A 6,646-nucleotide genomic window follows, 5' to 3' on the forward strand; every position below is an offset into this window, starting at 1 on the left:
AGCGGGCTACAAAGCAGGCGAGCAGATCAAGCTAGCCCTTGACGTCGCGGCCAGCGAGCTGTACGAAAACGGCAAATACAAGCTAGAAGGCAAGGAATTTAGCAGCGAAGAGCTGATCGAGCGATATGCACGTCTTTGCGAGAAGTATCCGATATTTTCGATCGAGGACGGCCTAAGCGAGGACGACTGGGCGGGCTGGGCGAAGCTAACGAGCAAGCTTGGCTCTAAAGTACAGCTCGTGGGCGACGATCTTTTCGTAACGAACGAGAAAATTTTACGCGAAGGCATCGCCAAGGGCGTAGGCAACGCGATTTTGATCAAGCCAAATCAAATCGGCACGGTTAGCCAAACCATGCAGACGATCCGCCTAGCTCAGCGCAAAGGCTACCGCTGCGTGATGAGCCACAGAAGCGGCGAGAGCGAGGATAGCTTTATCGCGGACTTCGCCGTCGCGATGAATACAGGCCAAATCAAAACAGGCGCGACCTCAAGAAGCGAACGCAACGCCAAATACAACCGCCTGCTTGAGATCGAGCGCGAGACGGACGAGTTTTTAGGAAGCCGAATTTAAAATGTTTTTTAAAAAAAAGTCCAAGCGGGGCTTAAAAGGCGGCGCGCAGCGCACCTATGCGGACGGAGCGGATTATACGGACACGCAAGGCAGATATTCAGACGCAAACTTTGACGAGGACGATTTTTTTGACGATGAAGAATTTTATAACGATGAAAATTTTGGCGGAGGCTTTAGCGAGGTAGGGGCTGGCTTCCGGAAAAATCGCAACGGAGCTTCGCGCGGTATAGACGAAGCAGGCTCTGCCTCTGAAGCCACAAGCAGCAGCTCTAATTTAAGCGGTAAAAGCTCCGCTGCAAGCGGAAACTACGAAGGCAGCGCGCAAGCAGACGCGAGCTTTTACGGCGCGGAATTTATTGGGGGCGGCGATTTAAAGAATGTAGAATTATACGCGAAAGAAAACCTCTTCCCAAACGACGCGGATTTCGCGGCTCAGAGCGTAGAGCACGACTTTAATGGCACTGGCTTTGCGGCACAAGACATAAATTCTGCTGCGCAAGGATTTTCTTTTATGCCGCAGAACGCAGATCCTGTCGCTAAAAAAGCTTCAAAGAAGCGTAAAAATTTAAAAGAACGGCTGAATTTTATCAATCCGTTTTCACCGCTTAAGCAGATTTTTGCAGCTCTTGCACTGATCGTCTGTGTCGTTTTTGCGGGCATCTTCGTGGGCGACGTGCTATTTGGTAAACGATCGTTTGAGGTGCTGCGCCAGCTGCAAAAAGAAAAGGCGTTTTTATTCACCGACGTCGAGCGGCTAAAAGAGGAAAACGCTGAGCTGCAAAAGCTTTATTTAGAGCGTCGCTCGCTCGATCCGGACCTTAAAAAATGAGAAAAATTTCTTTGCTAATTTTAGGTCTTTGCGCTTTTTTAAACGCAGAGAATTTAAATGGCGCAAATTCAAACGCTACGAAACCCAACATCGTCGCGGTAAAAGAGCAAAATTCTACCGATTTGGCGATTAAAGAGCCAAAAACAGGTGCGCAAAGCCCAAACGCTAAAAAGCAAGCTGTAATGAAACCTGAAACATCTAAAAGCCCTACCGCAGCAATGCAAAAAAACGCCGTAGAAGCGAATTCCAGCGTCAAAGCAAGCGTCGCCAAAAAAGCCGTGAGCGCGCAGCTCTCGCAGACCGGGAAAAAAGCTCCTGTGCTCAAAGCTGGCATCGGCGCTCCTTCGCAAGCCATGAAAACGGAGCTGAACTCTTCTGCGCAGCCTTCAGCTGCGACGCTTCCGCCTCCTGATGAGTTACCGATTGCGCCGGAAGCAAGCAAGCCAAATTCTACGGTAGCGCAAAATTTCAAGGCGGCACAGAATTCTACAGATCAAAATTCTACGGTGCAAAACTCCACTATGCAACAAAACGCGCAATCTGCTTCGCAAAATTCCAATCCAGCGCAAAGCTCTGCCGCCACGCCACAAAATACGCCCGCGCCTAAAAATTTCACGCAGCAAACCTTTGCGCTTCCTTCAGACGCTCTTACGATCGAAAGCCTGATCGTGCGATATAGGGACGACGACGGGGCTCTGCACGAAAAGATCGTTGATATCAATCGCTCGATTGATTGGCACGATGATTTCGTGCTAAGCGCGAGCGCCAAACCTGCGCTACATAGGGCACTGGACGTCTCGGTTACTTCGACTGATCCAAATTTACAAAAGCAGGTCTCGCAAAGCGGTATCACACCTAGCTTCGCGCCGCGTTTGGAGCTGCCGCTGGAGACGCTTAAATTTGACGATGGACTAAAATTTGTCATCCGCAAAGACAGCGTGCAGCTCATCACCGCAGATGATTTCAAAAGCTCCGACGCAAATGCTTCGGGCGCGCTTGAAGCGGAGTTTTGGCGCCAAGAGATCCCGCTTAGCGGCGCGAGCTTTGCTGTAAATATCGGCGGCTTTAGCGACATCAACGTCACCAAAGAGGACGGCTACTACCGCATCGGCGTGCGCTCGCGCGAGGGCAACCTTAGCATCAGACGCAAAGATGGCGGGTATTTGATCTACAAAAATTCTAATTAAGGAGAGACTATGACACATTTAGAGATTATGAAATTTCGCCACGCGTGCAAAATTTTTGACGAGAATAAAAAGATCAGTAAAGCCGATTTCGACGCTATTTTGCAGGCGGGCATCCTAGCACCTAGTTCTACGGGGCTAGAGCAATGGGACTTTTTGGTTGTGCAAAACAAGGCGCTGCGCGAGCAGATTCGCGAAAAATCGTGGAATCAGCCGCAGATCACCTCTTGCTCACATCTGGTCGTGATTTTAGCAAAGATCAAGGACATAAAGCTAGGAAGTGATTATATCGAGCGAATGATTACACGTAAAAAAGATGAAGCGCCCAAATATATCGGCGACAGGCATAAATTTTATCAAGATTTTTTAAGCGGTTATTTTCACAACGACGATGAGGAGCTATTTAATTGGTCGCACGCGCAGTGCATGTTCGCAGCACTTGCGATGATGAACGAGGCCGCAAGCCGCGGCATCGACAGCTGCCCTATGGAGGGCTTTGATCGCGCGGCGCTAAATGAAATTTTAGGCATTGATTGGAACGATCGCCGCGTGGCGCTACTCGTACCTTTCGGCTACCGCGTAAACCCGCAGCCGCAAAAGATCCGCCGCGGCATGGATGACGTAGTAAAGTGGATCGAATAAATTAAAAACGGCTTTAAGGCGTTAAATTTACAGCGCGCAAAATTCCAAAGCCGGTGTGCGAAGCAACACACGCATTTTTTAGAAATTTATCGCGCTTTAGCCTTTTTCTCACCTGCAAATCTTGTGCGGCGAGATTTAAAATTTTATAAAATCACCGAAAATTTAAACGAAGGAGCGAGCGTGAAAAAAATGTGGGAGGGGCGCTTTAGCGAGGCGAGTTCGGCGCTTTTGGAGGAGTTTAACGCCTCGATCGGCTTTGATAGGGCGCTTTGGCGGGAGGATATCGCAGGCAGCAAGGCGCACGCTCGGATGCTTGGCGCTTGCGGGATTTTAAAGCCTGACGAGAGCGAAAAGATCGTCGCAGGGCTTGACGCCGTGTTTGAAGAGATAAAAAGCGGTAAATTTGAGTTTAAAACCGCCGACGAGGACATCCACATGGCGGTCGAAAAGCGCCTAAGCGAGCTCATCGGAAGCGATCTTGGCGGTAGGCTGCACACCGCGCGCAGCAGAAACGATCAGGTCGCGCTTGATTTTCGCCTCTACGTGCTTAAAAGCGGGGCTGTAATCGCCGAAAAAATCTGCGAGCTAGTCGCCGCACTGCGAGATATCGCAAGCGAGCACGCGGATACGCTGATGCCCGGCTACACGCACCTTCAGCACGCCCAGCCCGTGAGCCTTGCCTATTATTTGCTAGCTTACGCGTTTATGTTTTGCCGCGACTACGAGCGATTTGCCAGCTCGCGCGAGCGAAATAACCTCTGTCCGCTAGGCTCTGCCGCGCTTGCGGGCACGCCGCATCCGATAAACCGCGAGCTTGTCGCGCGAGAGCTAGGCTTTGCGGGAGTGACGCCAAACGCGATGGATAGCGTCAGCGACCGTGATTTCGCGTTGGAGATTTTGTTTAACGTAAGCGTGCTGATGACGCATGCGTCGCGCCTGTGCGAGGAGCTCATCTTGTGGAGCTCGCAGGAGTTCGGATTTGTCACGATCAGCGACGCCTACAGCACGGGCAGCTCGATCATGCCGCAGAAGAAAAACCCCGACGTCGCCGAGCTAATACGAGGCAAAACGGGGCGCGTAAACGGCAATCTCGTCGCGCTGCTAACGGTGATGAAGGGCTTGCCGCTAGCATACAACAAGGACATGCAAGAGGACAAGGAGGGCGTTTTTGATAGCGTCGCCACCGCGCTTGCGAGCCTTGAAATTTTAAAACAGATGCTAAAAACGGCTAAATTTAACGAGCAAAATATGCTAGCGATGACCAGGCGCGGGCACCTCACGGCGACCGATCTGGCCGACTTTTTGGTGCGGGAGAAAAACGTACCCTTTCGCCAGGCGCACTTCATCACGGGCAAGGCTGTGGCGTATGCGGAGAATTTGGGCCTAGATTTGAGCGAGCTAAATGCGCAGCAGCTTGCAAGCGTGGATGAAAGCTTGGACGCGGGTGCGGTTAAATTTCTTGATCTAAACGCTTCTAAGGAGGCGCGCAAGTCGCAAGGAGGCACGGCAAATGAGAGCGTGGCGGCGCAGATTGAAATTTTAAACGAGTGGTTGAAAGGGATAAATTTAAGGGGCTAAGTACCGCACGGATGCTCGGCGAAATTTGGTGCTAAGTTTGGGTGAGAGCATGCCGCTTGAAGCGCGCGAGATAAACGGATACAATCTGATACCGAGATTTAAGGGTTAGATCGGCAAAATTTTAAAATTCATAGTTGTGATTTTAAAATTTGGCGAGCTATGTAATACGTCTGCTGTGTACGGAGCGGGCCTCGTGGCAGTGTTTTAAGCACCCGCCGCGGGTAATGACTGCGCAAATTTAAAAATGACAGCGCACTCTAAGCTGGCTTTAGAGCAGGCGCCTGAGGTTATAAAGTTAAATTTAAAAGACCGAGCCGGCGCAAAGTGGAGTGCTTGGTTGCAAATTTAGGCGCGAGATAAAATTTTAAAAAGCGTGCCGCTATGGGGTTGTTTAAGCGTGGCTAAAAAAGTGCGAGCAGGCTTTGCGGGCAGGCCTTAAACGGCGCCGAAAGCGGCTCGGAGCGAAGTTTAATCAGAGCAAATTTGGGCGTTAAGCGGTGTGCACGTAATCGATAAGGCGCGAATGGAATTTAATCGAAGCAAATGAAGCGGCATTTTTTTCGTTTCTGCGCGTCGTGAAGACAGGGGCGAGGCTCAAGCAAATTTAAACATGGAGGGCGTTTTGATATATTTGGTGTCTAATACGAGATTTGATCATCCGCAGGTGAGGCAGCTTGCGGTCTGCGAGATAAAATTTTTCAAATTTAGCCTGCCTGCGCAGACGGGCGCGCTAATTTTTACCTCCAAAAATGCGGTGGCGGCGATAAAATTTAATGAAATTTCGCCTGATTTAGATACGCCCGTTTACGCTATCGGTGAGCCGTGCGCTGCGGCTGCGCGCGAGTTTGGATTTCGCGATATCTACACGGCGCAGCACGGGCACGGAAATGAGTTTGCCGCGGAGATCGCGCCGCTCCTGCAAGGCGCAGACGCGCTGTATCTGCGCGCGAGGCAGACGGTATCGAAGCTGGAGCAAATTCTATCTAGCGCCGGCGTGCGGCTGCAAAGCGTGATCGCCTACGAAAATTCTATCCTCAGCCTCCCCGCCGCCGCAAAGCCGCCGCAAGGCAGCACACTGATTTTTACCTCGCCTAAAAACGTTCGCGGCTTTACCGCAAATTTCGGCTGGGACGGGAGCTACAAGGTGATCTGTATCGGCAAGACGACGGCGAGCGTTTTGAGCGAGTTTTGCGAGCCGATAATCTGCGAAAGAATGTCGATAAAATCCTGCGTCGATCTGGCGCTTTTGCCATAGTTTAAGCAAATTTTGACTATAATTTTGCCCAAGCCTGGGTGAAGCGAGAGCGTTTTATATGAGGGTTCAACATATTTGTATAAGCGACGACGTGAGAGGTCCGTGTGACGCGGCTCGGCTCGAGCTTTTGTTAAAGTTACGGGTTGCGACCTAGAGATTTTTCCTAGTTGCAAGATTGGCTTTGTTTGAGCCGATTCTTTTTACGCAACGCTCACTTGGGTTTTTTACGTTACGGAGGCTTCATTGAATATCCTAATAATCGGCGGCGGTCTAGGCGGCATCAGCCTAGCGGCGAAATTACGACGAGATATGCCAAACGCCGAACTAACGGTCCTTGATAAGGACGAGTACTTCTACTATCAGCCCGGCTTTACGCTCATCGCAGCCGGTCACTATCTGCCCGAAGACATAACCTACGAAAAATCAAATTTGATCCCGGACGGCGTAAAATGGATAAAGCAAAATGCCGCTTCCATCGATCCGGGGGCAAATTCCGTCAAGCTAGAGGACGGGTCAAATTTGAACTACGACTACCTCGTGATAGCTAGCGGAGCGGAGTATGAGTTTGAGAGCGTAAAAGGACTTAG

The 6,646-nt window shown here is 50.7% G+C and carries 7 protein-coding genes; all 7 read left to right on the top strand.

Going from position 1 to position 6,646, the window contains the following annotated elements; genetic code table 11:
- A partial coding sequence (locus tag Q0256_RS10370) for an enolase C-terminal domain-like protein (protein WP_297962773.1) occupies window positions 1-571 on the top strand: 571 nt, incomplete at its 5' end.
- Between the two features lies 1 nt (window position 572).
- Window positions 573-1,400, top strand: coding sequence for a hypothetical protein (locus Q0256_RS10375; RefSeq protein WP_297962775.1), 828 nt, complete (start codon window positions 573-575; stop codon window positions 1,398-1,400).
- Window positions 1,397-2,587 (top strand): hypothetical protein, encoded by a 1,191-nt coding sequence (locus tag Q0256_RS10380; protein WP_297962777.1) that lies wholly within the window; start codon window positions 1,397-1,399, stop codon window positions 2,585-2,587. Before Q0256_RS10375 ends, Q0256_RS10380 begins: the two co-directional genes overlap by 4 nt.
- A 9-nt stretch (window positions 2,588-2,596) precedes the next feature.
- The gene (locus Q0256_RS10385; RefSeq protein ID WP_297962779.1) at window positions 2,597-3,226 is read left to right on the top strand and encodes an NAD(P)H-dependent oxidoreductase; all 630 of its coding nucleotides are present in this window, start codon (window positions 2,597-2,599) and stop codon (window positions 3,224-3,226) included.
- A gap of 189 nt (window positions 3,227-3,415) precedes the next feature.
- Window positions 3,416-4,804, top strand: a complete 1,389-nt coding sequence (gene argH, locus Q0256_RS10390; protein ID WP_297962784.1) for an argininosuccinate lyase — start codon at window positions 3,416-3,418, stop codon at window positions 4,802-4,804.
- A 622-nt stretch (window positions 4,805-5,426) separates the two neighbouring features.
- Window positions 5,427-6,059, top strand: a complete 633-nt coding sequence (locus Q0256_RS10395) for a uroporphyrinogen-III synthase (RefSeq protein ID WP_297962781.1) — start codon at window positions 5,427-5,429, stop codon at window positions 6,057-6,059.
- A 243-nt stretch (window positions 6,060-6,302) separates the two neighbouring features.
- Window positions 6,303-6,646: FAD-dependent oxidoreductase (locus tag Q0256_RS10400; protein ID WP_297962782.1), on the top strand; the 344-nt coding region annotated here is incomplete at its 3' end.

Source organism: uncultured Campylobacter sp. (assembly GCF_937949835.1).
In the GTDB taxonomy this organism is placed as follows: domain Bacteria; phylum Campylobacterota; class Campylobacteria; order Campylobacterales; family Campylobacteraceae; genus Campylobacter_B.

What these genes read in the sequence shown, in the direction of transcription:
- Q0256_RS10375 (WP_297962775.1), top strand. Translation starts at nt 573, where the DNA reads ATGTTTTTTAAAAAAAAGTCCAAGCGGGGCTTAAAAGGCGGCGCGCAG.
- Q0256_RS10380 (WP_297962777.1), top strand. Translation starts at nt 1,397, where the DNA reads ATGAGAAAAATTTCTTTGCTAATTTTAGGTCTTTGCGCTTTTTTAAAC.
- Q0256_RS10385 (WP_297962779.1), top strand. Translation starts at nt 2,597, where the DNA reads ATGACACATTTAGAGATTATGAAATTTCGCCACGCGTGCAAAATTTTT.
- argH (WP_297962784.1), top strand. Translation starts at nt 3,416, where the DNA reads ATGTGGGAGGGGCGCTTTAGCGAGGCGAGTTCGGCGCTTTTGGAGGAG.